Source organism: Pectobacterium aroidearum, from assembly GCF_041228105.1.
Taxonomy (GTDB): Bacteria; Pseudomonadota; Gammaproteobacteria; order Enterobacterales; family Enterobacteriaceae; genus Pectobacterium; species Pectobacterium aroidearum.
Genome location: NZ_CP166097.1, coordinates 432,626 through 458,785, shown reverse-complemented (window position 1 = coordinate 458,785; position 26,160 = coordinate 432,626). Strand labels below are relative to the sequence as shown.

At 51.2% G+C, this 26,160-nt stretch carries 21 protein-coding genes and 1 pseudogene; 11 read left to right on the top strand and 11 right to left on the bottom strand.

The genetic code is table 11. The features are described 5' to 3' along the window. Positions 1–109 precede the first annotated feature (109 nt). The 4 genes and pseudogenes from AB8809_RS01945 to AB8809_RS01930 all read right to left on the bottom strand — a co-directional run. The gene (locus AB8809_RS01945) at positions 110–1,336 is read right to left on the bottom strand and encodes an aspartate aminotransferase family protein (RefSeq protein WP_349856615.1); all 1,227 of its coding nucleotides are present in this window, start codon (positions 1,334–1,336) and stop codon (positions 110–112) included. Between the two features lie 119 nt (positions 1,337–1,455). After that, entirely contained in the window at positions 1,456–2,031 is a 576-nt protein-coding gene (locus tag AB8809_RS01940) for an aminodeoxychorismate synthase component II (protein ID WP_300998075.1), read from the bottom strand. 59 nt (positions 2,032–2,090) lie between these two features. Beyond that, positions 2,091–2,513, bottom strand: coding sequence for a TetR/AcrR family transcriptional regulator (locus AB8809_RS01935; protein WP_300998088.1), 423 nt, complete (start codon positions 2,511–2,513; stop codon positions 2,091–2,093). A gap of 51 nt (positions 2,514–2,564) precedes the next feature. After that, a pseudogene (locus AB8809_RS01930) lies at positions 2,565–2,687 on the bottom strand (TetR/AcrR family transcriptional regulator); the annotation flags it as partial. Between the two features lie 209 nt (positions 2,688–2,896). Between AB8809_RS01930 and AB8809_RS01925 the strand changes: the two are divergent. The 5 genes from AB8809_RS01925 (at position 2,897) to pelZ (ending at position 10,667) form a co-directional block, all read left to right on the top strand. After that, positions 2,897–3,961: a hypothetical protein gene (locus AB8809_RS01925; RefSeq protein WP_349856616.1), complete on the top strand. Its 1,065-nt coding sequence runs from the start codon at positions 2,897–2,899 to the stop codon at positions 3,959–3,961. Between the two features lie 587 nt (positions 3,962–4,548). After that, positions 4,549–5,673, top strand: a complete 1,125-nt coding sequence (pelA, locus tag AB8809_RS01920; RefSeq protein WP_015841957.1) for a pectate lyase PelA — start codon at positions 4,549–4,551, stop codon at positions 5,671–5,673. Positions 5,674–6,333: 660 nt separating this feature from the next. Beyond that, the gene (gene pelB, locus AB8809_RS01915; RefSeq protein WP_015841958.1) at positions 6,334–7,458 is read left to right on the top strand and encodes a pectate lyase PelB; all 1,125 of its coding nucleotides are present in this window, start codon (positions 6,334–6,336) and stop codon (positions 7,456–7,458) included. A gap of 620 nt (positions 7,459–8,078) precedes the next feature. Continuing rightward, positions 8,079–9,203 (top strand): pectate lyase PelC, encoded by a 1,125-nt coding sequence (gene pelC, locus AB8809_RS01910; RefSeq protein ID WP_015841959.1) that lies wholly within the window; start codon positions 8,079–8,081, stop codon positions 9,201–9,203. A 168-nt stretch (positions 9,204–9,371) separates the two neighbouring features. Further along, positions 9,372–10,667 (top strand): pectate lyase PelZ, encoded by a 1,296-nt coding sequence (gene pelZ, locus AB8809_RS01905; protein WP_181830616.1) that lies wholly within the window; start codon positions 9,372–9,374, stop codon positions 10,665–10,667. A 305-nt stretch (positions 10,668–10,972) separates the two neighbouring features. Here pelZ and ppiA read toward each other — a convergent pair whose 3' ends face one another. From ppiA to AB8809_RS01870, 7 genes are all read right to left on the bottom strand, one after another. After that, a complete protein-coding gene (gene ppiA, locus AB8809_RS01900) occupies positions 10,973–11,545 on the bottom strand; it encodes a peptidylprolyl isomerase A (protein WP_015841961.1) in 573 nt (190 codons plus the stop codon). 206 nt (positions 11,546–11,751) lie between these two features. After that, entirely contained in the window at positions 11,752–12,528 is a 777-nt protein-coding gene (locus AB8809_RS01895) for an ABC transporter ATP-binding protein (RefSeq protein WP_349856684.1), read from the bottom strand. 44 nt (positions 12,529–12,572) lie between these two features. Beyond that, positions 12,573–13,460 carry an ABC transporter ATP-binding protein gene (locus AB8809_RS01890; RefSeq protein ID WP_015841963.1) on the bottom strand — a complete coding sequence of 296 codons (888 nt, stop codon included), beginning with the start codon at positions 13,458–13,460 and terminating at the stop codon, positions 12,573–12,575. Beyond that, positions 13,432–14,313, bottom strand: coding sequence for an ABC transporter permease (locus AB8809_RS01885; RefSeq protein ID WP_155116526.1), 882 nt, complete (start codon positions 14,311–14,313; stop codon positions 13,432–13,434). Before AB8809_RS01885 ends, AB8809_RS01890 begins: the two co-directional genes overlap by 29 nt. A 38-nt stretch (positions 14,314–14,351) precedes the next feature. Continuing rightward, a complete protein-coding gene (locus tag AB8809_RS01880) occupies positions 14,352–15,392 on the bottom strand; it encodes an ABC transporter permease (protein ID WP_015841965.1) in 1,041 nt (346 codons plus the stop codon). Between the two features lie 132 nt (positions 15,393–15,524). Further along, the gene (locus AB8809_RS01875) at positions 15,525–17,135 is read right to left on the bottom strand and encodes an ABC transporter substrate-binding protein (RefSeq protein ID WP_180779405.1); all 1,611 of its coding nucleotides are present in this window, start codon (positions 17,133–17,135) and stop codon (positions 15,525–15,527) included. A gap of 98 nt (positions 17,136–17,233) precedes the next feature. Beyond that, the gene (locus AB8809_RS01870; protein WP_180743243.1) at positions 17,234–18,388 is read right to left on the bottom strand and encodes a mandelate racemase family protein; all 1,155 of its coding nucleotides are present in this window, start codon (positions 18,386–18,388) and stop codon (positions 17,234–17,236) included. A 636-nt stretch (positions 18,389–19,024) separates the two neighbouring features. Here AB8809_RS01870 and nirB point away from each other — a divergent pair. From nirB to AB8809_RS01840, 6 genes are all read left to right on the top strand, one after another. Next, the gene (gene nirB / locus AB8809_RS01865; RefSeq protein WP_205947452.1) at positions 19,025–21,577 is read left to right on the top strand and encodes a nitrite reductase large subunit NirB; all 2,553 of its coding nucleotides are present in this window, start codon (positions 19,025–19,027) and stop codon (positions 21,575–21,577) included. After that, positions 21,574–21,942, top strand: a complete 369-nt coding sequence (gene nirD / locus AB8809_RS01860; RefSeq protein WP_015841969.1) for a nitrite reductase small subunit NirD — start codon at positions 21,574–21,576, stop codon at positions 21,940–21,942. The genes nirB and nirD overlap by 4 nt, the downstream gene beginning before the upstream one ends. A gap of 81 nt (positions 21,943–22,023) precedes the next feature. Beyond that, complete coding sequence (cysG, locus tag AB8809_RS01855; RefSeq protein ID WP_349856617.1) at positions 22,024–23,403, top strand: siroheme synthase CysG; 1,380 nt, start codon at positions 22,024–22,026, stop codon at positions 23,401–23,403. Positions 23,404–23,897: 494 nt separating this feature from the next. Then, positions 23,898–24,614: an ABC transporter permease gene (locus tag AB8809_RS01850; RefSeq protein WP_181830535.1), complete on the top strand. Its 717-nt coding sequence runs from the start codon at positions 23,898–23,900 to the stop codon at positions 24,612–24,614. Then, positions 24,614–25,348 carry an ABC transporter permease gene (locus tag AB8809_RS01845; protein ID WP_015841972.1) on the top strand — a complete coding sequence of 245 codons (735 nt, stop codon included), beginning with the start codon at positions 24,614–24,616 and terminating at the stop codon, positions 25,346–25,348. The genes AB8809_RS01850 and AB8809_RS01845 overlap by 1 nt, the downstream gene beginning before the upstream one ends. Next, positions 25,345–26,109: an ABC transporter ATP-binding protein gene (locus AB8809_RS01840; RefSeq protein ID WP_015841973.1), complete on the top strand. Its 765-nt coding sequence runs from the start codon at positions 25,345–25,347 to the stop codon at positions 26,107–26,109. The genes AB8809_RS01845 and AB8809_RS01840 overlap by 4 nt, the downstream gene beginning before the upstream one ends. The last annotated feature ends 51 nt before the right edge of the window (positions 26,110–26,160 follow it).

Here is a 26,160-nt window from a genome sequence, read left to right as displayed (position 1 = left end):
CCCTACGGGCCGTCGCAAGCGACGTTGAAAAACGTTCCCTACGTTTTTTTATGGCGAGCTTCCTGCTCGCCACCCTAAGGGCCGTCGCAAGCGACGTTGAGAGCATAACTCAGTTTGCTGCGTTAACGACCTGTGCAACAGCGTTAGAGAACTTCGCCATCCCCTGCACAATGTCATCTTCATCAATGATCAAAGACGGCACAAAGCGGATAACGTTCGGCCCTGCCATCAGTACCATCAGGCCCTGAGCCGTTGCCGCCGCCAGAAACTCGCCCGCGCGACCATGCCACTGCAGTTTCAATTCCGCCCCCAGCAGGAGCCCCATACCGCGAATCTGCTCGAATACGCCATACTGCTGATTGATTTTCTCAAGTTCACTGACAAAGCGATCGTGCCGATCCGCCACGCCTGACAGCACTTCCGGCGTGTTAATGATATCCAGCGCGGCTTCAGCCACCGCACAGGCCAGCGGGTTGCCACCATAAGTGGTGCCGTGTACCCCAACCGTCATCACAGAAGCGATTTCTTCCGTCGTCAGCATCGCGCTAATCGGGAATCCACCGCCCAACGCTTTAGCGGTGGTGAGAATATCCGGCGTAATGCCGTAGTGCATGTAGCTGAATAGTTTACCGGTACGCCCCATCCCACTCTGCACTTCATCAAATACCAGCAGCGCCTTGTGCTGATCGCACAGATCGCGAACGCCTTGCAAGAACTCAGGCGTAGCAGGCGTAATACCGCCCTCACCCTGAATCGGCTCCAGTACGACTGCGCAGGTGTGATCGTCCATCACCGCTTTAACCGCAGCCAGATCGTTGAAAGGAACATGGACAATATCCGCAGGCTTAGGTCCGAAACCATCGGCATATTTAGGCTGTCCGCCAACCGAAACGGTAAACAGCGTACGGCCATGAAATGCATTGTAGAAGGCGATGATCTTGGTTTTATACGGGCTGTGACGTTTAACCGCATAGTGGCGCGCCAGCTTAAATGCGGCTTCGTTAGCCTCCGCACCGGAGTTAACAAAGAACACGCGATCGGCAAAAGTGGCATCAATCAATTTGCTGGCGAGGCGTAGCGCAGGTTCGTTGGTGAAAATATTGCTGGTGTGCCACAGCTTTTCGCCCTGCTGCTGCAACGCATTAACCAGTGCTGGATGGCAGTGACCCAGTGCCGTAACCGCAATGCCACCGGAGAAATCGATATACTCACGGCCGTCCTGATCCCAGACGCGACTCCCTTTACCTTTCACTGGTACAAACTTCGCGGGTGCATAAACCGGCAAAATCACTTTATCGTGAGTATCCCGTGTCACTGCTTTCTGCTCTGCTGCCATTTGCTGCCTCACTCTGCTATCCATCACGTTAGAATGAAAATATAGTCAATAAATATGCATAAAAAATCAATTACAGGCAATATTAAATCGGCCACTGGAGAGAATAACTTTCTATGTAACTAAATTTTAAGGAAATTATCCAAAAGCTGATGTCCTTGCTGGCTAAGAATGCTCTCTGGGTGAAACTGCACACCTTCCAGCGGCAGTGAGCGATGGCGGATCCCCATAATCTCATCTCGCTTACCTTCATGTTCGCTCCAGGCCGTAACCTCAAAGCAATCGGGTAGCGACGCTGCATCAATGATGAGTGAATGATAGCGAGTCACCGTCAAGGGCTGAGCGAGCCCCGCAAAAACGCCTGTATTGCTGTGCGCAATCGCTGAGGTTTTACCATGCATCACCTGCCGTGCCCGCACCACATGTGCGCCGAACGCCTGCCCCATCGCCTGATGGCCAAGACACACGCCCAGAATAGGCAATTTATCGGCAAAGTGACGAATAGCAGCGAGTGAAATACCCGCCTCATCCGGCGTGCAAGGGCCCGGAGAAATCACCAAACGCTCAGGCGCAAGCCGCTCAATCTCACGCAGCGTCAGTTCATCATTACGCTTCACCACGACTTGCGCGCCAAGTTCACAAAAGTATTGGTAAAGGTTGTAGGTAAAGGAGTCGTAGTTATCGATAATCAGGAGCATGGTGTACTTATCGGTAAATAATTGATGATTCATTTTATTGTGCTGTTGATGTCCGCCAATTAACCGGGGGCGTTTTCACAAACAGGGACCAACAGCCAAGCTCGCAGGTAGGGCAGTATTCGCTCGTGGAGTGATAACTGGCTATGAACAGCACAAAAATTCATCGCCATCGCCTGTGTCTCAAATGCCTGAACGCCCTCAGCTAAGATAGCCATCGGCACGTCCTGCCGGAAGTATCCCGCCTCAAGCCAGCGAATGATAATGTCGATATAACGATCGAATGCCAGCGCAATCGGCCCAACCTGTTCAATACCTGCCGCACCAGAGCGACGTAAGATAACGTCAAAGACATAGCGTTCAGATGTCATGAATTGCATACGAGGCAGCAATCGTTCAACGAATTCATCAAGTCCTTCAGGAATCGCAACGGCTTCCATTTCATCGAGTAACTGATGAATACGTTCACCAATCAGTTGGTCCATCAGCGTTTCCTTATCGCTGAAATGGGCAAAAAAAGTGCCCTTCGCTACACCAGCTCGTGTTACGACCTCCTCAATCCGTAAAGCATCATACCCCCCTTCACCAATCAATTGTTGGGCTGTCGCGATCAGTCGCGCATGTGTCTCTTTTGTTCGTTGCTGTATTCGCTTTGTCATCATGACTTGATAACACGATTTCCGACCGTGGTCAAAATTACAATTGACCGCGGTCATTTTACACATCATTATGACCGCGGTCAGTTTTATAAATACAGAGAACATTCGCCTGTCTCACCAACATCAGGCAGACGTTCATACAGCACAATATAGGACCCAGGCCAATGCAAACTCACTGGATACGAATAAAAAACATGAGGAAATAAAATATGCTTAATACGGGTAATGTTCTGATTGTTGGCGGTTATGGCATCGTTGGCGGACAAATTTGCACCCTGCTTGCCAAACGTCATCCCCACCTTCATCTTCTCATCGGAGGAAGATCGCTCGACAAAGCACAAAAAACAGCACGGGCATTACCCAATGCTACTGGCGTACACCTTGACGTAGAGGACACCGATCCACTGGAGCACCTGCCGATCCAGCCCGACGCAATCGTCGTATCGGTAAATGATCACCACGACCGTCTACTGTTATCAGCAACACGCCGTGGTATTGCACTCATCGATCTGGCTCGCTGGCAGGAACGGCAAGACGATGCTAACCGCATACTTCATGGCGTCAGCCTTTCTTCACCTGTCGTCTTAGCATCAGGCTGGATGGCGAGTATCGCTGCTATCGTCGCCGCGGCGTATCGTCAATCGGCTCACCCTGCTCGGTGCATAGATATTGATGTCTTGTTTTCGTCCGCAGATAAAGCCGGACCCGATTCCGTCACAAGTTTTGTAGATATGCACAAACCTTTCACCATTTATGAAGCAGGACAGGAACGCATCGTACGGGGAATGGCCGATCCTAAACCTGTACGTTTTAGTAATGGGCGGGTCATCAACGTCAGGCGTTTTTCCAGTCCGGATCAGACAACATTGGTCAAGACGGGCCATGCAGAAAGTGTCTCGGCACGCATGGCTTTCGACAACACCGCCACCACGGCCGCATTCGCACTCTTTGCCCGCTCTGGCATTTGGGGAATGCTATCCGTAGCGAAACGCCGGGCCTTGCTATACAGACCAGGCCAGGGAGCATCACACGAATTTATACTCGAAATCGTTGAAGATACGGGAACAAAGAAAATCAGCGTCAAAGATAGGCTTGGACAAACTCATATGACCGCAATCAGCGCAGCCAATCAGGTTGAGCGCGTTTTGGCTCTAAATAACCGGCTAAGCCCCGCTCCCGGCGTGACTTACCCCGAACAATCTGCCGATTTATCCGCTGACATCGACACAATACGTGAAATGGGATTACAGATAGAACACCATAACCCTTCCTGAAAACATATAGACTATTATAGGGATGCAAAATGTTATGGCAGTTTATTCTCTTTATTCTAATTAAAGAATGATGTCATCCTGACACCTGCGTTTCTCCTGCTGTAATGGCATCCCTATTGCCAGGAGAAACTATTTTTAGTAACAAAAAATAAATGGAAATGGCTATAAAGACGTCGTCATAAAAACGACTAACATCAGGGCCTGATAGAAATCCACTTAAGATTTAATTTTATTATTGATACAGATCACAATTAACCATTTCGTATAAAAACCCCATAAAACCAATATAGAAAAATAAAGAAACTTTATTTTAATAAGCAATAAATAAAAATCAATGCATTGATTTTTAATGAGAAAAAACAGAAATGAGTTTCTTATCACACAAGGCCGAGCTTGCCCTAAACCTTTTCCAACGTCAGGTAAAAAATATATTTTCAAACCCATATTGTATTGTTTATTTTTTCTGTTAACACTTAGCTCGGCTTTATAGACAAACCTTAATTTCACTTTTGTTGAAACAGCCATTTTATTACACAGGGTGTGTAGTGATAAATACCCAAAAAATTCTATGTCAAGGAGAGTACACAATGAAATACCTACTGCCTTCTGCAGCTGCAGGACTGTTGCTGCTCGCAGCCCAACCAACAATGGCGGCAAATACGGGGGGTTATGCCACCACTGACGGCGGCGACGTTTCCGGCGCAGTGAAAAAAACCGCACGTTCTTTGCAAGAGATCGTCGATATCATTGAGGCAGCGAAAAAGGACTCAAGCGGTAAAGCGGTCAAAGGCGGCGCCTACCCACTCGTCATCACCTATAACGGTAATGAAGATGCGTTAATCAAAGCGGCTGAAGCTAACATCTGCGGCCAATGGAGCAAAGATCCGCGTGGCGTAGAAGTCAAAGAGTTTACCAAAGGGATCACCATCCTCGGGACCAACGGTTCTTCCGCTAACTTTGGTATCTGGATTGTAAACTCTTCCAACGTTGTCGTACGTAACATGCGCTTCGGCTATATGCCTGGCGGCGCAAAAGATGGTGATGCTATCCGTATTGATAACTCGCCGAACGTCTGGATCGACCACAACGAGATTTTCGCCAAGAACTTCGAATGTGCAGGTACACCAGACAACGACACGACCTTTGAATCGGCTGTCGATATCAAGAAAGCCTCAACCAACGTCACGGTATCCTACAACTATATCCATGGCGTGAAAAAGGTGGGTCTGAGCGGTTCCAGCAACACGGATACGGGTCGTAACCTGACTTACCATCACAATATTTACAGCGATGTTAACTCACGTCTGCCGCTGCAACGTGGTGGCCAGGTGCACGCATACAACAACCTGTATGACGGCATCAAAAGTTCAGGCTTTAACGTTCGCCAGAAAGGGATTGCTCTGATCGAAAGCAACTGGTTCGAAAATGCGCTCAACCCTGTGACTGCACGTAACGATGACTCCAACTTCGGTACCTGGGAACTGCGTAACAACAACATTACCAGCCCGTCTGATTTTGCTAAATACAACATCACCTGGGGTAAGCCATCCACACCACACATCAATGCGGATGATTGGAAAAGCACTGGCAAATTCCCTGCCGTCCCGTATAGCTACACCCCGGTTTCCGCACAGTGCGTGAAGGATAAACTGGCAAACTATGCTGGCGTAGGTAAAAACCTGGCAGTCCTGACAGCAGCTAACTGTAAATAAATACGTTAATTCGGTGCATTCACTTTGCGCCGGGTTCCTCCTGAGCGAGCTGTTTGGCTCGCTCATTTTTTACTGAGACCTACGCAAGATTGCCAGCATGTCCCTCACCGCAACAGACTTCATGCTAGTCATGTATTTCGTCAATAATAAGGAATGATCAATGAGGTATATGTTCTTCTCGCCTAAAAACGATCTATAAAGAAGTTCATAATAATTATTCATCAACAAACTAAAACTCAATATAGAATTAACGCACAGCGAGAACACTCTTGAATAGGCTTGTGATAGTATATTTTGACTTAAGATGAATTTTTGCGTTAGTCGTAACAATTACCCCGAAGAATTGCGGGCTAAAACTCAATAAATAAAGAAACTAAAGTGAAACCTTTACCCGTAGAAAAAATAACCCACTGATTTTCTATTCTTTTAAAAGAATATGGTTTCCTATAAAACTAAAATTATCCAATCATCAGTATTACAAAATGTTTCACCTGTAATACATTTAACATTTCACCCTTGAACTGAACTTATTTTTTGACCACACTCCCCTTGGTTTTTCATCAAAATGAAGCGTCATTTTTTTGGAAAATTTGTACCTATGACATCGGGCATATGGAGCAATAAATGCCCATGAAATTATATTTCAAGGAGACAGTCAGAATGAAATATCTATTGCCTACGGCAGCCGCCGGATTGTTACTTTTCGCTGCTCAGCCAGCCATGGCCGCCAATACGGGCGGTTATGCCACGACGGATGGCGGAGAAGTTTCCGGTGCCGTGAAAAAGACCGCGCGCTCCATGCAAGAAATTGTGGATATCATTGAAGCCGCAAAAGTGGATTCAAAAGGCAAAAAAGTCAAAGGCGGTGCGTACCCGCTGATCATCACCTATAACGGTAATGAAGACTCGCTGATTAAAGCGGCCGAAAAAAATATCTGCGGTCAGTGGAGTAAGGACGCACGCGGCGTACAAGTCAAAGAGTTTACCAAAGGGATCACCATCCAGGGCACCAATGGCTCATCCGCCAACTTCGGTATCTGGATTATCAATTCATCTGACGTTGTTGTTCGTAATATGCGCTTTGGCTATATGCCGGGCGGCGCGCAAGACGGCGATGCCATTCGTATTGATAACTCGCCGAACGTCTGGATTGACCACAATGAGATCTTTGCCAAAAACTTTGAGTGTAAAGGCACACCAGACAATGACACCACTTTTGAATCGGCCGTCGATATCAAGAAAGGGTCAACTAACGTCACCGTGTCATACAACTATATCCATGGCATTAAAAAAGTGGGTCTGAGCGGTTCCAGCAATACGGATACCGGTCGTAACCTGACTTATCATCACAATATCTATCGCGATGTTAATTCACGTCTGCCGCTACAGCGTGGTGGTCTGGTTCATGCGTACAACAACCTGTATGACGGTATCACCGGTTCAGGCTTTAACGTCCGTCAGAAAGGGATCGCGCTGATCGAAAGCAACTGGTTTGAAAATGCGTTGAACCCAGTAACGGCACGTAACGACAGTTCCAACTTCGGTACCTGGGAGTTGCGTAATAACAACATCACCAAACCGGCAGACTTCTCCAAATACAACATTACCTGGGGCCGCCCTTCCTCTCCTCACGTCAATGCGGATGACTGGAAAAGCACCGGCAAGTTCCCTTCCATTTCTTATAAATACACCCCAGTTTCTGCACAGTGCGTGAAAGATAAACTGGCAAACTATGCTGGCGTAGGTAAAAACCTGGCAGTCCTGACAGCAGCTAACTGTAAATAAACGCGGTCAGATTTACCCTCAAGCGAGCTCTTAGAGCTCGCTTGTTTTTTATGGGGACTTACGCGTGCCATATCTAATAAAAAAGCAATGAATTGAGTATCACGCTAATTATTTAATTGATGAATTAATGGCTAATGCTTAATGAGAAACCATTCTTTGATTAAGGATTAACGAGTAAAAAGAATAGTGACTCATCAACACGGGATTAATTAATAATTTGATCGACATCAACTATTTTCTGATACTGCCATCTCAATAAGGAAATTTTACTTATTTATTGATATCGCTCACAGTTATCAGCGCTATCAAAATTTCCTCATCGCAGAATAATAAAACGAAATATAATTTTATTTTTCATAAAAACTCTCAACATCATTTTTTAGAAAAAATGAAAAAAATATTACCATTTAAAATAGACACTTATTAGTCATCAATATTTTGTGCGTTATTCATCCGATAGATTTAATACCTAAATATTGAATTATTTTATTTTTATGATAACACTTAATCGGGATTTCAATAAACCTTGATTTCATTTTTATTGAAACACCCCAATAATATAATCTGGGTTATGTGGATCATTTATACCCAAAAAATTCAATTCCAAGGAGAGTACCTTAATGAAATACCTACTGCCTTCTGCAGCCGCTGGGCTGTTATTACTTGCGGCTCAACCGACAATGGCGGCAAATACGGGGGGTTATGCCACCACTGACGGCGGCGACGTTGCCGGTGCCGTGAAAAAAACCGCACGTTCCATGCAAGATATTATTGATATCATCGAAGAAGCGAAACTGGATTCCAAAGGTAAGAAAGTCAAAGGAGGCGCTTACCCGCTCGTCATCACCTATAACGGTAATGAAGATGCGCTGATTAAAGCCGCAGAGAACGATATCTGCGGTCAGTGGAAGAAAGACGCACGCGGTGTGGAAATCAAAGAGTTCACCAAAGGGATTACCATCATCGGAACCAACGGTTCTTCCGCTAACTTTGGGATCTGGCTGGTTAAATCATCCGATATCGTTATCCGCAATATGCGTTTCGGCTACATGCCTGGCGGCGCGCAGGACGGCGATGCGATTCGTATCGATAACACGCCGAACGTCTGGATTGACCACAACGAGATCTTCGCGAAAAACTTTGAATGCGCAGGCACAAAAGACGGTGACACCACATTCGAATCCGCGATTGATATCAAGAAAGCCTCAACCAACGTGACGGTATCGTACAACTACATTCACGGCATCAAAAAAGTCGGTCTGAGCGGCTTCAGCAGCAGCGATACGGGCCGTGACCTGACTTACCATCACAATATTTACGATGACGTTAACGCCCGCCTCCCACTGCAACGTGGTGGTAAAGTTCACGCCTACAATAACCTGTATACCAACGTCACCAGTTCTGGCCTGAACGTGCGCCAGAATGGGATTGCGCTGATCGAACGTAACTGGTTCGAAAATGCGAAAAACCCAGTGACCTCACGTTACGACGGTTCCAACTTCGGTACGTGGGATCTGCGTAATAACAACGTTATGAGCCCGGCTGACTTCGCTAAATACAACATCACCTGGGATAAAGATTCCAAGCCCTACGTGAATGCTGAAGACTGGAAGAGCACAGGCACGTTCCCTTCTCTTCCTTACAGCTACTCTACCGTTTCACCACAGTGCGTGAAGGATAAACTGGCGAACTATGCTGGCGTGGGCAAAAACCTTGCCGTCCTGACAGCAGCAAGCTGTAACTAATTGCTACGTGTAAAGCGTAAATAAGCGAACTTCAGGCTCCGCCCCTCATTGTCCTGTGCTATAGGAGCCTGCAAGCGAGCTTAACGCCCGTCGGTTTATCGTTCGGGCCGCACTTGAGCGAGCCCTAAGGGCTCGCTCATTTTTATCGTTAATATTCAAGGAAATGAAATGAAACGTTCTCTTCTGTCCGCCGCGCTGTTCAGCAGCAGCGTCGTATTCAGTGCTGGATTAGTATTCAGTATCGGCATACCGATGGCTAACGCTGCCACACCGGCAGCACCAGAGTTGAAAGGATTCGGGACGGATACCGTCGCAGGCAGCGGTGGGCGAATTATTCGCGTCACAACGCTGGCCTCTTCTGGGGCTGGTTCACTCCGGGAAGCGCTGGCCGCCAAAGGGCCGCGTATTATTGTTTTTGAGGTTGGCGGCATTATCGACCTGAATAAAAGTGACCTCCGCTTAACGGAGCCGTTTGTCACTATTGCCGGTCAGACCGCCCCTTCTCCCGGCATTACCATCATTCGCGGCGGAATGGGGATTAGCACGCATGATGTGCTCATGCAGCATATCCGTTTTCGCATCGGCGATGCCGGTACGGGTAAAAAAAGCGGCTTTGAACGCGATGTTTCAATCAACGGTAAAGATGCCTACAACGTCGTGATCGACCACTCCAGTTTCGCCTGGGGGACAGACGAAAACTTGTCTATCTCTGGCCCACGCTATGACGGCCCACAGGGAACCGCACACCGCATCACGCTCTCAAATAATATTGTTGCTGAAGGCTTATACGACTCAGCTCATACCAAAGGCATTCACTCGATGGGCACGCTGGTTCACGATAACGTGACTGATGTGTCAATCATTGGCAGCCTGTATGCGCACAACAACGAGCGCAACGCCTGGTTCAAGGCGGGTTCAACGGGTGTCATGGTCAATAACCTGATCTACAACCCTGGCATTTGGGGCGTTCGCGTTGGTGGCGTCAAAGGCGAGTGGGAAGGGAAAACCATGCCTGCCAGCCCACGCGTCTCCGTTGCAGGCAACGTGATGCATTACGGCGCCAATACCAAAGCAGGCTTAGGGCTGGTAGGAAGCAACAGCTCCGGCGATGTCTGGATGTCAGATAACCTTGCTTACGATGCCAAGGGAAAAGCCGCGCCGCAAACCTCAGGCAGCGGGATTAATTTACTCAAAGTCTCCCCGATTTGGCCTTCAGGCTTAACCGCAGCACCTGCCAGCGCCGTCACCAATCAGGTACTACAAAGCGCAGGCGCACGACCGAAAGATCGTGATGCCGTCGATAAACGTATCGTAGAGAATTTCAAACAGCGGACAGGTGGCTTCGTGAACAGTCAGGAAGAGGTTGGCGGCTATCCCGTTGCAACCACGACCTACCGTCAGTTGAACGTGCCGAGCACGGGCGTAGATGCCTGGTTACAGCAAATGGCTAAAGCGCTGGAATAATGCGGTAGTCGAGACGTTAATAACGTCTATCTACGCAGTAAAACGGTGGTAATGGAATAGAAGAGTAAAGCGTTTGCGCCATGGACAAAAACGTCAGGAACGTTTTTGAACGTCGCTAGCGACGGCCCTGCAAGGGTGAATCTCAGGGATGAGATTCATATCTGCGCAAGCCGAGCGTACAGGGAAGTATTTACAGCGTCTTTACGATCTATCCATTACTACCGCTTGCTAGCTTTGTCAAAAACGCAAAGGCCACATTAGTGGCCTTTGCGTATTCTCGGTTCTTTGCTTATCTATCGTGCCAATCAGGGCAACACTTTAGCGGACTGAATCACGATAGGTGTAGTCGGCACATTCTGGTAAGGCCCGACATTTTTCGTTTGTACCTGAGAGATCTTATCCACCACTTCCATGCCCTTCACTACCTTGCCGAACACGGCGTAGCCAAAGTCACGCTGGCCATGATCGAGGAACGCATTGTCGGCGACATTGATAAAGAACTGGCTGGTCGCGCTATCCTTTTCTGCGGTACGCGCCATCGCGATCGTACCACGCTGGTTACGCAGGCCGTTGTCAGCTTCATTCTTGATCGGCGCATTCGTCGCTTTTTGGTTCATTTCGCCAGAAAAGCCACCGCCCTGTACCATAAAACCAGGGATCACACGGTGAAATGTCGTCCCGTTATAAAAACCATTGTTAACGTACTCGACGAAATTTTTTACCGAAACTGGCGCTTTTTGGTTATCTAAAGACAGTTCGATATTGCCCGCGGACGTCGTCAACAGCACACGCGTGCTGGCGTCGGAAGCCGCAAAGGCGGGAGAAAATGCCGTCAGTGAAATAAGGGCTGCCGCGGCAACCAGAGTACGTTTGAACATGAGAATTCCTTTTTGAAGAGGCCGACTACAGAAAGCGTAATGATTGTAAGTATCCACACCCTTCAACGCTACCCATTTACCTTTTTTTACGTATAAAAGTCTGTTCGTAACCAACTGTTAGCGGAAACCTGCATATAAAATAAAAAAAGGGCCGATTGCTCGGCCCTCATGATGATTATCGCGCAGCGTACCTAGTCCATCCGTATCTAGCCCATACGCTCCGAGCGCACCGCCAGATCGCGGCTGTACTGACGGCTGGCATCTACCAGCATTGAGGTATACGCATCCTTCGGTACATCACTGGTCAGGTCGTCGGTTTCCAGCGTTTCCAGTATCTTGCCGTACTGCATCACTGCGACTTTATGACACAGATGGGAAATCACCCCCAAATCATGCGTCACCATCAGGTAAGTCAGCTTTTCCTGCTGCTGCAACTCCAGAAGCAGATTGAGAATTTCCGCCTGCACCGAGACATCCAGCGCCGACGTCGGCTCATCCAGCAGCAGCAACCTCGGCTCCAGAATCAGCGCGCGGGCAATCGCCACACGCTGGCGCTGCCCACCGGAAAGCTGGTGCGGATAACGGCGACGGAAGTTCGTTCCCAGCCCCACCTTCTCCAGCAAGCTATCGATACGATCGTCACGATCGTCAAAGCGATGGATCGACAGAGGTTCTTCCAGAATAGATTCCACCGTATGACGGGGATGCAGCGATCCGTACGGATCCTGAAACACCATCTGCACCTGGCGGCAGCGCGCCTGATCGATCCGGTGCGCCAGTTTCTTTCCGTCAATCAGCAGCGTGCCTTCCCAATGGTTAAACAGCCCGGCCAGACACTTCAACACCGTGGTTTTGCCGGAGCCCGATTCCCCCACCAGACCAAAGATATCGCCATCATTGACGGTGAGGTTCACATCGTACAACACCTGATTCTTCGCGCTGCCATGACCAAAAGAGAGATTCAGGTTATTCACTTCGATCATCGGCTTACGCTGACTCATTGCTTCAGTTGCCATGATTATCCCCTTTATCCATTGATCCAAGCGGGATCGCGATTCATCACCGGCAAACGCGGACGGCGATGATCGATATCCGGCAGCGAATTCAGCAACCCACGCGTATACGGATGCTGCGCGTTGTCCAGATCGGCGGCGGCGATGGACTCCACGACGCGCCCGGCATACATCACCAGCACGCGATCGCAGAAGCTGCGTACCAGATTGATGTCGTGACTAATGAAAATCAGCCCCAGACCGCGCTCGCTCACCAAATCATCCAGCATTGCCAACACCTGCAAGCGCACAGACACATCCAGCGCCGAGGTTGGCTCATCGGCAATTACGATTTCGGGTTCCGTAATCAGCATCATCGCAATCATGATGCGCTGTCCCTGCCCGCCTGAGATTTCATGAGGATACAAATTATATACGCGCTCTGGCTGGCGAATACGCACCACGTCCAGCATCGCCATAACCTTCTCCTTCGCCTCACGGTGCGACACTTTATGGTGTGCCAGATAGGCTTCGGCAATCTGATCGCCGACGCACACCACCGGGTTCAGCGAGTATTTTGGATCCTGCATAATCATCGATATGCGCTTACCGCGAATCTGACGCATCCGCGCCTCATCCGCTTTCAGCAGATCGGTATCGCCGAAACGCAGTTTGTCCGCGGTAATCCGCGCACTGTGCGGATGCAACTGCAGCAGCGCACGGCCGACCGTCGATTTACCGGAGCCAGATTCGCCGACAATCGCCAGCTTTTCACAACCCAATGTGAAGGACACGCCGCGCACGGCATCAGTCACTGCCCCGCGGTTCACGAAGCTCACCCGCAGGTTTTCCACTTCCATCAGGGGCGAGCTTCCCGGCGCACGTTGAGAAAACTTATTCAGTTCTGGGATCGAGGATGTCACGTAGGCCGTCTCCAAGGAAGTTGAACGCCAGGCTGTTAATCAAAATCGCCAGCCCCGGAATAGTTACTAACCACCAGCACTCCATCATGTAACGACGACCCGCAGAGATCATCGCGCCCCATTCAGGATCGGGCGGCTGTGCCCCCAACCCCAGAAAGCCCAGACCTGCCGCGGTCAGAATGATGCCGGCCATATTCATCGTGATACGGATAATCACCGACGGCAGACACAGCGGCACAATGTGGTGCAGCAGGATGCGGATAGACGAGGCTCCTTGCAGCTTCACGGCAGAAACAAAGTCCGCGTGGCGCAGCGACAGCGTCTCCGCCCTTGCCAGACGGGCAATCGGCGGCCAGGCCGTCAGCGTAATTGCAATCACCACATGTTCCAGCCCTGGGCCAAGCGCCGCAACGAACGCCAGCGCCAGCACCAGACTAGGGAAAGAGATGAAAATATCGGTGATACGCATCAGGATGGTATCGACAATCCCGCCATAATAGCCCGCCACCACGCCCAGCAGCAGCCCGATAGGTCCGACGGTGACGGATACCAGCGCAACGATATACAGCGTGATGCGTGAACCATAGACCAGACGGCTAAACACATCGCGCCCGAACTCATCGGTGCCAAAATAGTGTGCGGCACTCGGTGCCTGTAACGCGTTGGCCAAGTCCTGCGCCAGCGGATCGTGTGTCGCAATCCACGGGGCGAAGATCGCGACCAGCATCAACATCAGCACAATCGCAGAACCAATCGCAGTCAGCGGATTGCGCAGCATCATCAATAGGAACCCGGCGATCCGCGCGCCACGTAGCCGTAGCCGGCTCGCGCGTTTTTCCGGCGGTGTCCGCATTACCGATTCGCGAGTGACCGGCGGCTCAGAGGAAATATTCATGCGTTCGTCCTCGGATCAAAGATTTGATACAACATGTCCGACAGCAGGTTAAGCGTCACAAAGATCAACCCCACCAGCAGCACACAACCCATCACCGCGTTCATATCCCCCAGCAGCAGACTGCCTGTCAGATAGGAACCAAAGCCCGGCCATGAGAAGACCGTTTCGATCAGTACCGCCCCTTCCAGCAGCGAGCCATAGGCCAGCGCCACCACCGTCAGAAGCTGAACCAGAATATTGCGAAACGCGTGTGCCCAGACAACGCGGAACTCCGACAGCCCTTTCACTCGTGCAGTAATGATGTATTCCTGCGAAAGCTGCGCCAGCATGAAGCTGCGCGTCATACGACTGATATAGGCCAACGAGTGGAAACCGAGAATCGTGGCCGGCAGCACCAAATGGTTCAGTGCACTGCGGAACACATCCCACTCGCCCGCCAGTAACGAATCCACCAGTAGCAGACCGGTACGGTTTTCCACCAGCCCGTCATAGGCCATGTCAACCCGCCCTGCTCCGCCAACCCAGTTCAGCCAGGCATAGAACACCAGCAGCCCCATCATCCCGACCCAGAATATCGGCGTGGAATAACCAGCCAAACTGATAAAACGCACCACATAATCCGCCCACTTGCCGCGCCGCGCCGCAGCCAGCACACCTAGCGGCACACCCAGACCGGCACCGACGATAATCGCCATCGTCGCCAGCTCAACGGTGGCCGGGAAAACGCGGATAATGTCATCCATAACCGGCCGTCCGGTCAGGAGCGCATTGCCCAGATCCCCATGCATCAGCGAATTGAAGTAAATAAAGAACTGCACATACAGCGGCTTATCCAACCCCAGCTGTTGGTAAACCTGTTGATAGGTACTTTGGTCGGCATCCTGTCCGACAATAGCCAGGACCGGATCGATTGGCATCACGCGGCCGATCACGAAAGTCAGAATTAATAACCCGAACAGTGTGACGATCACCTGAAACAGACGCTTTGCCAAACGACGCAGTACTCCACCCGGCTTGATCCAATCAGAGAAAACCATGTTCTTTCTCCTGATATCCCGGTTAGCGGCGACAGCAAATCACCACTCACGCGGTCATCTCTTTTTAGCGTATCTGATCGGGATGATTAGCCGGGAACGTGTCGGCTAATCATCCGGTTTAACGTGTGGACACTAGCGCTGCTTATACACCTCGCGCAGATGCGTCGTAGAAGACGGATGTGGCACATAGCCTTTCACGTCCTTACGCAACACCACGGAATCGATCATCTGCGACACCGGAATAATGGCCGGGAACAGTTCTTCATAGCGATTCTGTACGTTGATATACATCTGCTTCTGTTTCTGAGGATCTTTCTCCAACAGCGCCTGATCGATCATGTCATTCAGCGGTTTGTCGTAGAAAGAGGTGCGCCAGCCCTGGAAGTTGGTCAGTTTGGCTTCGTCGCTGTTATCCGGGTTATAGACAACAGAACGCAGGCTGGAGTGAGGATGCGGATCGACGCCACCACCGCCGCGGCCAACCAGCATATCGAAGTTACGATCGCGCATCGCGCCGTAAACCTGATTACCGGTGCCGGAGATGATTTTGGCTTTGATGCCCGCCTGTGCCAACGTGGACTGTACCGATGTCGCCAGATTCAGGAACGGCTGATCGGACAGAACACGCAGCGTGGTTTCAAATCCATTTGGGTAGCCCGCTTCGGCCAGCAGCGCTTTGGCGCGCGGCACGTCAAGCTTGTAGCCCGGATCCGGCAACGTCGCATCCATCCCTTTCTGGATGGGGCGCTGATGATAGAAACCGTAGCCTGGCATCACTGTTTTATTGACGCCATCGTAATCAATCAGGTAGCGAACCGCTTCACGCACTTTCGGTTTAGCGAAGTATTCATTTTTCAGGCTCATGGCAACGTAGTACAGCGTGCCTTTTTTCACCTCATCAACCACAACGTCTTTATCTTGTTTCAGCGCGTTGATATCCGGCACCGACATACCAGAGGCCACGTCAATGTCGCCTTTTTCAATCATCAGGCGCAGCGCCTGTGATTCGGTCATATGACGGAAGATCACACGCCGCATTTTGGCGTCGCCCTGCCAGTTGTTCTCAACTTTGCTAATGCGCAGCACGTCTTTCGCCTGCCACACGTCCAGCTTGAACGGGCCGGAACCGGCTTCGTTCGTGGTCAGCCAGCCGTTGCCCCAGTCACCGTTTTTCTCATGCTTCATGACCGTTTTGCTGTCCAGCACTGAGCCGCTGCCCAGCGTCGCCAGCGAGTAGAGCACCAGTTTGGGGTCGTTTGGTTTTGGCAGTTCAATTTCAACGGTGTGGTCGTCTTTGGCGCGAATCATTTTCTCCACGTTTTCCGCGGTGAAGCCGTAGGATTTCCACGTCGTGGCCTGCGCCATGTTGAGGTTAAGCAGACGCTTCATCGACCAAGCGAAATCTTGCGCCGTGACGGGGTTACCGGAGTGGAATTTGGCGTTATCCACCAGATTGAAGGTAATGACTTTGCCGTCATCACTGACGCTCCAGCTTTTCGCCAGAGAAGGCTGGATGTTACTCAGGTTGGCGGGATCCAGCACCACCAGCGAATCATAGAGGTTGACGATAATGCCCACCACCTCGTTACCGGTCATGGCGGCCGGATCGAGTGAGAGCATGTTGTTCATGTTCATCCCCACGATCAGCTGATCGTCAGGGGTTTTTGCCGATAGAATGGCCGGCGTAGCGGCCATGCAGAGTGAACCTAACAGCAGGGTACGGAGTATTGCTCGTGCTTTCATCATTATTCTCCAGGTGTGGGAGCATGGAAGACGACAACTTTTTATTTTTTAGGTAAGGCTATCTTTCAGATCGAACAAAAAACCATTCATACAAAAAGTTATTCTTTACTTAGGGTATGCTCCTCAATCCAGTCAAAATTGATATCTTCTCCCAACCCCGGACGTTGCGGCAGATGCACAAAGCCCTCGTCATCCATCGGATCGACAATCGAATTCAGATAAGCAGCAGGTTCGTCGTAATCGAGGAAAGGATGCAGCAGACCGCGCTCATACCAGCGGCAGTTTTTGATCGCCCCAACGACGTTGAGGTTTGGCGCGCCGTTACCGTGAACTTCGCAGTCCATGCCGAAGGATTCCGCCAGGCTAGCGACCTTCATACACGGCCAGAGACCGCCCACACCTTGCACGCCCGCGCGTAAAATGTCGCATGCGCCTTCTTTAACCCAGTCAGCACGGCTGAAGTATTTACCTGACAGGCTTTCCGGCCCGATGACATCGATATCCAGGCTCTTGGTCAGCCAGCTATAGGACGCCATACTCTGTTCTTCCATCGGTTCTTCAAACCAGGTGAAATCGAGCTTTTGCAATTCACGACCGATATACAGCGCATCGCTGCGGCTGTACCAGTGGTAGCCATCCAGCATCAGGCAGATGTCTGGGCCAACGGCTTCACGTACTGCGGCACAGGCTTTCACGTCAATCTTCGGGCTGGGTGCGAACGATACCGGCGGCATCCAGGTGTGCAACTTGATGGCTTTATAGCCGCGCTGCACCAGCTTTTCTGCGAACTGGCCGTATTCCTCTGGCGTCGATAAGCCACCTTCCAGCTCATCACCGCACATGGTGCTGCCGTAAGCAGGGACTTTTTCACGATAGCCGCCGAGCAGTTTATGCACCGGCATGTTCAGTACGCGGCCTTGCAGATCCCACAGTGCGGATTCCACAATCGACAGCGCGCGATCGGTCAGTTGGTTGGCGCTACCGCGTTGCCAGTGCACCAGATCCTGCCAGAGACGTTCACGGTCGAACGGGTTCTGCCCAATCAGCACCTTGCGGAAGAAAGCATTAACAATATGAGGACGAATCACTTCCGGCGGTGCGAAAGCGTAGCCTTTTTGGCCGTCATCTGCCGTGATGGTTAACAGCGCCATCTTGGCCTGATTTTCAGGTCCCGGGTGTGAATGACCCGCACTGTCGGAAACCCGGCGTGTGGGATAAGTAAAGACGGTGACATCAATTGATTCTATTTTCACGTTGCTACCTGCCTTGATGTTTAACACAACTCATGTACAAGATTTGCGAATGTAAGCCATATAAAATAAGTAACGAATAACGCCACTGACTACGTTGGGACGGGTAGATAAAAAGCACCACTCTCTCTGGTACGACCTTATAAGTCGATCAACGTCACAGAATAGAAATAGTGTGCTAATTAAAAAAAAATGGTGTTTTATTTTCAATTATTAAGGTTGTTACGCCGTTAGTCATTAGGCAATTTCTTCCATATGACGAAATTATGTCGCCGATAATTGTGCAATCGCACATAAAGCTGTGAGCATTATCACCAGAAAATTTCATATCCTTATTAAACAAATGGATAATCCCTTAGTTTTATTTTTAAACGCTCAGACGCGCGAATGATTAATGAGGGGGATGATTACTCTGATACCGGATTGGCCGCTAATCAGTCGGCTTGTGACCAAAAGCGTGCTATAGATCTCATTTTTGCCAGTCACGAAAACTCCAACAAAAACCAAGACTTAATAAAAAATAAGTAAAATCATCAACATACCCACAAAGAAGTATATAAAAGACAACTTGATATACATCAATAAGCGGCCTTTGTAGCGCGATAAGGTAGCCTCAGAAGAAGCAAATTTGAGGCAAAAATGAACAAAGTCAGACTCGCTGTTATCGGTAACGGGATGGTTGGCCACCGTTTTATCGAAGAGTTGCTGGATAAGGCCCCAACGTCCACCTACGAAATTACCGTTTTTTGTGAAGAACCCCGCGTCGCCTACGATCGTGTCCACCTCTCTTCTTACTTCGCTCACCACACGGTAGAAGAACTCTCTTTAGTACGTGAAGGCTATTACGAAAAGAACGGTGTTAACGTCCTGCTCGGTGAACGTGCCATCACCATCAACCGCAGTGAAAAAGCCATTCACTCCAATTCCGGTCGTACCGTGTATTACGACAAGCTCATCATGGCAACCGGCTCCTATCCCTGGATCCCGGCAATCAAAGGGTCAAACGGGCAAGACTGTTTCGTCTACCGCACCATTGAAGATCTGAACGCCATCGAAAACTGCGCCCGCCGCAGCAAACGTGGCGCGGTGATCGGCGGGGGTCTGTTAGGTCTGGAAGCCGCAGGCGCACTGAAACACCTTGGCGTAGAAACGCACGTTATTGAGTTCGCTCCAGTGCTCATGGCCGAACAGTTGGATGCGCAGGGCGGCGCTCTGCTACAACGCAAGATTGAAAACATGGGTGTGCGCGTACACACCAGCAAGAATACGCAGGCCATCCAGCATTCCGGTCTGGAAAGCCGCAAGACGATGGTGTTTGCCGACGGCAGCACGCTGGAAGTCGATTTTATCGTGTTCTCTACCGGCATCCGCGCGCAAGACAAACTGGCGCGCCAATGTGCGCTGGAAATCGGCCCACGCGGTGGTATCACCATTAACGATTGGTGCCAGACTTCCGACCCTGACGTTTACGCCATCGGCGAATGTGCCGCCTGGCAGGGCAGACCGTTTGGTCTCGTCGCGCCCGGCTACAAGATGGCACAGGTTGCCGTCGACCATCTGTTAGGGCATGAAAACCGCTTCCAGGGCGCCGACATGAGCGCCAAACTGAAGCTGATGGGCGTCGATGTCGGTGGAATTGGTGACGCACACGGCCATACGCCGGGCGCTCGCAGCTACATGTGGTTGGATGAACAGAAAGAAACCTACAAACGTCTGATCGTCAGCGCCGACAATAAAACGCTGCTCGGCGCTGTGCTGGTCGGCGACACGCGGGACTACGGCAACCTGCTGCAATTCATGTTGAACAAGATCCCGCTACCGGATTCACCCGAAGCGATGATTCTTCCTGCTGCGGCCGGCAGTGCGAAACCGATGCTGGGTGTGGATGCGTTGCCGGAAAGCGCCCAAATCTGCTCCTGCTTCGACGTCTCCAAAGGCGACATCATCAAAGCGATTAACGGCGGCTGTCATACCGTTGCTGCCATTAAGGAAACCACCAAAGCCGGTACTGGCTGCGGCGGCTGTATCCCGCTGTTGACACAGGTGTTGAACGCGGAACTCAGCAAACAGGGGATTGAAGTCAATAATCACCTGTGCGAACACTTCGCCTATTCACGTCAGGAGCTGTACCACCTGATCCAAATCGAGAAAATCAAAACATTTGATCAGTTGCTGGAGAAACACGGTTCAGGTTACGGCTGTGAGGTCTGTAAACCGACCGTGGCGTCCCTGCTGGCTTCCTGCTGGAACGAATACGTGCTCAAACCACAGCACACGCCGCTACAGGATTCCAACGATAACTTCCTCGGCAACATCCAGAAAGACGGCACGTACTCCGTGATCCCACGCTCCGCAGGCGGAGAAATCACGCCGGATGGCCTGATCGCCATTGGTCGCATCGCGAAGCAATATAACCTGTACACCAAAATGACCGGCTCCCAGCGCATGGCGCTATTTGGCGTGCAAAAAGACGACCTGCCAGACGTATGGGCTCAGCTCATCGAAGCCGGGTTTGAAACTGGCCACGCTTATGCCAAGGCGTTACGTATGGCAAAAACCTGCGTCGGTAGCACCTGGTGCCGTTTTGGCGTCGGCGACAGCGTGGGCTTTGGCGTCGAGCTGGAAAACCGCTACAAAGGCATCCGCACGCCGCACAAAATGAAATTTGGCGTCTCCGGCTGTACGCGGGAATGTGCAGAAGCACAGGGTAAGGACGTCGGGATTATCGCCACCGAGAAAGGCTGGAACCTCTATGTGTGCGGCAACGGTGGAATGAAGCCACGCCACGCCGACCTGCTGGAAGCCGACTTAGATCGCGACACCTTAATCCGCTATCTGGACCGCTTCATGATGTTCTATATCCGCACAGCCGATAAGCTCCAACGAACCTCCGTTTGGCTGGATAATCTCGAAGGCGGTATCGACTATCTGCGCAACGTGATTGTGAAAGACAAACTGGGCATTAACGATCAGCTTGAAGCCGATATCGCCCGGCTGCGCGAAGGCTACGTCTGTGAATGGCAGGCGACGCTGGAATCCCCGGAAGCACAGAAACGTTTTACCCACTTCATTAACAGCCCGGAACGTGACCCGAACGTGCAAATGGTCAGTGAACGTCAACAACATCGTCCGGCACGCCCTGCTGAACGTATTCCGGTGAAACAGATTGAACTAGAAGGGGAAAGCGCATGAGCCAGTGGACGACCGTATGTAAGTTAGACGACATCCTGCCCGGCACCGGCGTTTGCGCGCTCGTCGAACAGCAGCAGATCGCCGTGTTCCGACCGCGTAACGACGAGCAGGTTTACGCCATCAGCAATATCGATCCGTTCGCGCAGGCTAGCGTATTAAGCCGTGGCATACTGGCCGAACATCATGAGGAGCTTTGGGTAGCAAGCCCATTGAAAAAACAGCATTTTCGCCTTTATGATGGCTTTTGCCTGGAGGATGGAGCCTATTCTGTTGCAGCTTACGATACTCAGGTAACCAACGGTAATGTGCAAATATCCATCGCAGACCGTGACATTGCGGTTGATAATAGCCAACCATTACCTTAATGAAATGGTCGATGCCCTGTGACCGCAGGGCACAACCCCATTTGATTTTTCAAGAAAATCTGAGTGCTTAAGAGGCGTTACATGGATTACCTGCCAATATTCTGTCAGCTACACGATAAACCTTGTCTATTGGTAGGGGGTGGTGAAATAGCCGAGCGCAAAGCCCGGCTGTTGCTGGACGCTGGCGCAGTCATTACCGTCAATGCGCTCGATTTTAACGATCAATTTCGCGCCTGGGAGCAGGATGCGCAGTTAACGCTGGTACACGGCACGTTCGATCCTACACTGCTGGACCAGGTATGGCTGGTGATTGCCGCCACTGACGATCAGGACGTCAATAATCATGTCTATGCCAGCGCCAGCGAGCGTCGGATTTTCTGTAATGTCGTCGATTCACCAGAACGCGCGAGCTTCATTATGCCGTCGATCATTGACCGTTCACCGCTCATGGTCGCCGTATCTTCTGGCGGTGCCGCACCGGTATTAGCCCGTCTGCTACGGGAAAAACTGGAAAGTATTCTGCCGCAAAATCTCGGTAAGCTGGCGACATTCGCAGGTGAACTGCGCAGCCGAGTGAAAAAACGTTTCTGCAAGATGAGCGCACGCCGTCGCTTCTGGGAAAAACTCTTCGTACACGATCGGCTGGCGCAGGCGCTGGCAAATGAAGACCATCAACGTGTTCAGCAACTGACGGAACTGCTTTTCTCCGCCCCGCTGGATGACCGGGGTGAAGTGACGTTGGTCGGCGCCGGACCAGGTGATGCAGGATTACTGACGTTGAAAGGCCTACAGCATCTACAACAGGCCGATATCGTCGTTTACGATCGGTTAGTCTCGAAAGAGATCCTCAATCTGTCACGCCGCGACGCCGAACGCATCTTCGTGGGTAAAGCGTCTGGCTATCACTGCATGCCTCAGGAGCAAATCAATCAGTTGCTTGAAGAAAAGGCGCGAGCGGGCCATCGCGTCGTCAGGCTGAAAGGCGGTGACCCTTTTATCTTCGGCCGTGGCGCCGAAGAGCTGGAGCATCTGCAGCAGGCGGGCGTGCCGTTCTCCGTCGTACCTGGTATTACCGCCGCGTCGGGCTGTTCAGCCTACAGCGGTATCCCACTCACCCATCGCGATCGCTCGCAGGGCGTCAGACTGATCACCGGACACGTTAAACACGACACCGATCTGGATTGGTCCAGCCTCGCAGCGGAAAAGCAGACGCTGGTGTTTTATATGGGGCTGCAACAAGCCGAGTACATTCAAAGCAAGCTGATCGAACAGCGGTTACCGGAAACCGTGCCTGTCGCGATTATCGAAAACGGCACCTCTACCAAACAGCGCGTCCTGAGTGGACAGCTCTCTCAACTGAGCGAATTAGCACAACAGGCCAGCAGCCCGAGTTTGATCATCATCGGCAACGTCGTCGAGCTACGGGAAAAGTTGAGCTGGTTCTCTGACCAGACAGCATAATCCTCTCCCTACCTCCTTCCTCACCCGCTGTCCGTTCTGCCGGATAGCGGTTATTGCACCATCATAATGCAACGCCCCACCAAATAGCATAACAATGCACTATTTTGGACATACCCCCTTACAAAATGTCACTTTAATGCTTTACCGCAGGCCATATCTGCCTTATTTTGACTAAAACAAAACTCATTAATAAGCAGACTATATGAATAAATAATCAATAATAGTTTACGTAAAACGTGGCCCGACTATTGCTTAGCTTTCTAATAGATTCGCGGCACGACCTCTGAGTCGTTCATCTCGAACCGATTTCATCGTCAAGCCATCGTGGTTTATCGAAATTAGTGCCTCACGCATGAGTACATATCGAAGGGTGATACATCGCGTCATTACGTATTTCTACTCTCGTTTCTGAACGGAAACGGAGCATGTAGTCCTTTGATCACAAAAAACAGTTCTGCCAGGCAGAACAATAAGTAAGCAGTTTGGAGTCACTTGTGGAAGACATTACCTTCTGGCAACTCATCAGTTTTGGTGAGCATGGCTGGGGAAAATTATTACTGATTGGGGCAGGAATGACGCTCGCACTGGCGATCTGCGGTTTCCTGCTGGGAGCTGCGATCGGCACGATTGGCGCCTGGTCCAAAATTTGCGGCAATCGCCCCGTGCGCTATTTGGCTGATGGGTACACCACCATCACCCGAGGCATACCGGACCTGCTCATCATCTACCTGCTTTATTTCGGCGGCAGTTCCGCGTTAACGCTGCTGGCTAAACTGTTTGGCAGCAACGAATTTCTCGGCTTTCCCGGCTTCCTTGCAGGTGTCTTCGCCGTCGGCATTTCCTCCGGCGCACAGCAGACGGAAGTTTATCGCGGCGCGTTCTACGCCGTTTCCAAAGGGGAAATTGAAGCCGCTAAAGCCTGCGGCATGCCAACGATGCTACGCCTGCGCCGCATCATCATGCCGCTTCTGCTGCGCCATGCCATCCCCGCGCTCGGCAACGTATGGCAACTGGTGCTGAAAACCTCTGCGCTGGTTTCCGTTACCGGTGTCGCCGAACTGATGACACAGTCGCAAACCGGTGCAGGCTCTACTGGCAAACCGTTTGATTTCTTCATGGCTGCCGCACTGCTGTATCTGCTTATTTCGATCGGTTCCGGCTGGATTATGCGCCGCGCCGAGTCTCATTATTCCCGGGGTGTGAAACGCTGATGGATTTTCCTTTTCTGTACGACACGTTTCTGGAGATTATTCCCGGTATTCCGCTGACCCTGCAACTGGCGGTCAGCTCCGTTTTTCTGGGCTTCTTTCTGGCGTTAGGGCTGGCATTGATGCAGCTGTCATCCTTTGCCGTGCTGCGCTCAATTTCACGAACCTACGTACTGTTTTTCCGCGGTACGCCGCTGCTGGTGCAGTTGTTCCTGATTTACTACGGACTGGGGCAATTTCAATGGATTCGCGAGAGCATATTGTGGCCGTTTCTGCGGGAACCCCACTGGTGCGCCCTGCTGTCGCTCAGCCTGTGTACCGGCGCCTATGCCTGCGAGATTATCCGTGGCGGATTGCAGTCCGTTCCGGTAGGCCAAATCGAATCCGCGCGCGCCTGCGGCATGCCGTCGTTCATGATTTTCAAGCGAATCGTTTTCCCGCTGGCGATCCGTCAGGCGCTCCCTGCTTACGGCAACGAGCTGATCTCGATGGTGAAATCGACCTCGCTGGCTTCCATCATCACGCTGATGGAAATCACCGGGATCGCCGCACGCCTCATCGCAGAAACTTACCGTGCGCTCGAAGTCTTCCTGGTCGCCGGTGCCATTTATCTGTTTATTAACCTTATTCTGACACGTTTGCTGATGTGGACAGAATTTACGCTTACCCCTCATCTCCGTGCGCCGGGTGCGCAGCCGGCAGCGAAAAAAATTAAGAAATTGGGAGACCTGCAATGACGACACCCGCCATTAGCCTGCGCAACATTCACAAAAGTTTCGGTTCTCTGGACGTTCTGAAAGGGATCTCCATTGAAGCCAATCAGGGGGAAGTCATCTCCATTCTGGGATCGTCCGGTTCAGGCAAATCGACGCTGTTGCGCTGTAGCAATCTGCTTGAGCTTCCCGATCAGGGCGAGATTCTCGTCGGCGGAGAAGCGATTGAAATGAAGCCGAACCGCAAAGGGCAAAACCGCCCGTCGAACCCTAAACAGATCGACAGAATTCGTACTCAGTTGGGTATGGTGTTCCAGAATTTTAACCTCTGGTCACACAAGACCGTGCTGGAAAACATCATCGAAGCGCCCGTGCATGTCTTAAAGCGTCCACAGGCAGAGTGTGTGGAACACGCCGAGCAGCTATTAGAGAAAGTCGGTCTGGCCGATAAGCGCCACTACTATCCTGCGCATTTGTCCGGCGGACAGCAGCAGCGCGCCGCCATTGCCCGCGCGCTCGCGATGGAACCCAAAGTGATGCTGTTCGATGAACCGACTTCCGCGCTCGACCCGGAACTGGTTGGCGAAGTGCTGCGCGTGATGCGCACGCTGGCGGACGAAGGGATGACCATGTTGGTCGTGACTCACGAAATGGATTTTGCCCGCGAAGTCTCTAACCGTATCGTCTTCCTCCACCAGGGGGAAATTGAAGAACAGGGAACGCCGGAGCAGGTTTTCACTGCCAGCCAGTCGGCTCGCTTCCGGCAATTTATTGCCAGTTGGTAAACACAGCCCCGCTAGCTTCATGTGCAGATTTATCTCTCTGTCGCGTGATGA

Excerpts from the sequence above, each read along its gene's own strand:
- AB8809_RS01945 (WP_349856615.1), bottom strand. The coding sequence starts at position 1,336 with ATGGCAGCAGAGCAGAAAGCAGTGACACGGGATACTCACGATAAAGTG.
- AB8809_RS01940 (WP_300998075.1), bottom strand. The coding sequence starts at position 2,031 with ATGCTCCTGATTATCGATAACTACGACTCCTTTACCTACAACCTTTAC.
- AB8809_RS01935 (WP_300998088.1), bottom strand. The coding sequence starts at position 2,513 with ATGGACCAACTGATTGGTGAACGTATTCATCAGTTACTCGATGAAATG.
- AB8809_RS01925 (WP_349856616.1), top strand. The coding sequence starts at position 2,897 with ATGCTTAATACGGGTAATGTTCTGATTGTTGGCGGTTATGGCATCGTT.
- pelA (WP_015841957.1), top strand. The coding sequence starts at position 4,549 with ATGAAATACCTACTGCCTTCTGCAGCTGCAGGACTGTTGCTGCTCGCA.
- pelB (WP_015841958.1), top strand. The coding sequence starts at position 6,334 with ATGAAATATCTATTGCCTACGGCAGCCGCCGGATTGTTACTTTTCGCT.
- pelC (WP_015841959.1), top strand. The coding sequence starts at position 8,079 with ATGAAATACCTACTGCCTTCTGCAGCCGCTGGGCTGTTATTACTTGCG.
- pelZ (WP_181830616.1), top strand. The coding sequence starts at position 9,372 with ATGAAACGTTCTCTTCTGTCCGCCGCGCTGTTCAGCAGCAGCGTCGTA.
- ppiA (WP_015841961.1), bottom strand. The coding sequence starts at position 11,545 with ATGTTCAAACGTACTCTGGTTGCCGCGGCAGCCCTTATTTCACTGACG.
- AB8809_RS01895 (WP_349856684.1), bottom strand. The coding sequence starts at position 12,528 with ATGATCGAAGTGAATAACCTGAATCTCTCTTTTGGTCATGGCAGCGCG.
- AB8809_RS01885 (WP_155116526.1), bottom strand. The coding sequence starts at position 14,313 with ATGCGGACACCGCCGGAAAAACGCGCGAGCCGGCTACGGCTACGTGGC.
- AB8809_RS01880 (WP_015841965.1), bottom strand. The coding sequence starts at position 15,392 with ATGGTTTTCTCTGATTGGATCAAGCCGGGTGGAGTACTGCGTCGTTTG.
- AB8809_RS01875 (WP_180779405.1), bottom strand. The coding sequence starts at position 17,135 with ATGAAAGCACGAGCAATACTCCGTACCCTGCTGTTAGGTTCACTCTGC.
- nirB (WP_205947452.1), top strand. The coding sequence starts at position 19,025 with ATGAACAAAGTCAGACTCGCTGTTATCGGTAACGGGATGGTTGGCCAC.
- nirD (WP_015841969.1), top strand. The coding sequence starts at position 21,574 with ATGAGCCAGTGGACGACCGTATGTAAGTTAGACGACATCCTGCCCGGC.
- cysG (WP_349856617.1), top strand. The coding sequence starts at position 22,024 with ATGGATTACCTGCCAATATTCTGTCAGCTACACGATAAACCTTGTCTA.
- AB8809_RS01845 (WP_015841972.1), top strand. The coding sequence starts at position 24,614 with ATGGATTTTCCTTTTCTGTACGACACGTTTCTGGAGATTATTCCCGGT.
- AB8809_RS01840 (WP_015841973.1), top strand. The coding sequence starts at position 25,345 with ATGACGACACCCGCCATTAGCCTGCGCAACATTCACAAAAGTTTCGGT.